We start from the raw sequence: 1573 nt of genomic DNA, 5'->3' as shown, positions 1-1573 counted from the left end.
CTTGAAGGTATAGAATACCTTGGCTGCCCATTCTTTTGAGAAGCAGCTCTATTTTGTTGAACTCGTTTTGGAAAGTTATGATGAGTATCTAAAGCCGTTGATCTATTATCAGATGTGTCAACGAACTTGTCCCTCGTTACGAAATAGATATAGACAGGTATCAGGATGGGAAGCAAGAACAGCATCCAATACTTAATCAATATGACACGCAGCATTTTCTTTGCCCGAGCCAACTGCGAAGAAGAACTGTGTGGGTTGATACCAAGCAAATCCCCTATTTCCTTATGTGAAAGACCGTCCAACACAGAGAGTTTGAATATTTCTCGGTTCCCCTCTGGTAACAGTTCTATCGCTGACAGCAACAACTCCAGCTCTATATTCTTTTTTTTATCGTCTTCTTCGCTCAACACATCTATCCCCAGACTGGATAAAAGAATATTACTTTTTTCTGTACTTTGTAGGAATCTCAACGAAAGGTTTCTCACAATCGTTATCATCCATCCTTCCAATTTTGAGTTGTCCTTCAGCGAATTAATAGAGGTAAAAATGATGATAAAAGCATCGTGTAAAATATCTTCCGCCGTACTTTCATCTGCCACATAGTGCAGGCATATTCTCTTTAATCTGTCGGAATATGCCTTATATAAATTTCCGAGAGCCTCACGTTCTCCCTGTTTACATGCATCTATATTAACATCTATTTTCATAGATATACCATACCTTTTTATTAAAAGGAGCATGTTTTGCTTAAAAGACTGCACGGATTTAGAAACTTTTTTTTGAGAAACTTGGAAAAATATTAAAAATCTATGATTAAAGAGCTCTTTTTAATGGCCGGCTCGTTATCTACAAGAGATAATTGCCAACCTTTTTATGGGAAACCCTTCATGTCGTATCGCAAAACCTACAACAAACCATAAACAGATCTTGCTCTAAGAAATTACAATCCGCCTGAAATCTATAAGTAATTTCTCCATTCTATTCATCAACTCATCAAAGGATTTTGCTTTACCGTATATATAGCCATCTACCATATTTGACTCGTAATCAAGACGATAAGCATTCATTACTTCATCTTGGGGGATAAAATCAATCTTAGCGGGATAGTCTTTATCATAGTCCACATATCCCAAATGATAGAACCGGCGACGATGTTCTACAATCGCCTTATAGAGTTTACCATCATTCAATGCTTTCTGAGCAAACTCTGTATCCATCAATCTATCCAAATCGTAAAGATGTCGAGACATACGTAGGGATCTCGGTTCCTTCTTTTGAAGCTCTTCACTAAGTAGCAATGCCTTTTCCAAGAATGTCCTTGATGGCGTTACAGTCTTAATTGATGCGGTTATTTCATCATCCTCTTCAGGGAACTTATCGAAGATAAGAGAGTGAATTTCACAATATTCATGAGGCTCAGACATAGACAGACAACTTATTTCTATTTTAACTCTCGTATCAATAAGCCGCATACTAGACGGCAATATGCTTTGATAATTGACAAAAATTACAGTCGGATCACTATCATGGTCTATAGGTCTTGGAGGTACCCCAGCTATTGTTTCATTCTGAA

At 37.4% G+C, this 1573-nt stretch carries 2 protein-coding genes; both read right to left on the bottom strand.

Annotated features, from left to right (window positions below):
- A partial coding sequence (locus X919_RS0104535) for an RNA polymerase sigma factor (RefSeq protein ID WP_028899194.1) occupies positions 1-707 on the bottom strand: 707 nt, incomplete at its 3' end.
- A 225-nt stretch (positions 708-932) separates the two neighbouring features.
- Positions 933-1573: nucleotidyl transferase AbiEii/AbiGii toxin family protein (locus X919_RS0104530; RefSeq protein ID WP_028899193.1), on the bottom strand; the 641-nt coding region annotated here is incomplete at its 5' end.

Source organism: Prevotella sp. HJM029 (assembly GCF_000599605.1).
GTDB lineage: Bacteria > Bacteroidota > Bacteroidia > Bacteroidales > Bacteroidaceae > Prevotella.
The sequence above is the reverse complement of the archived record's forward strand: the minus strand, read 5'-3'. Positions and strand labels throughout refer to the sequence as shown.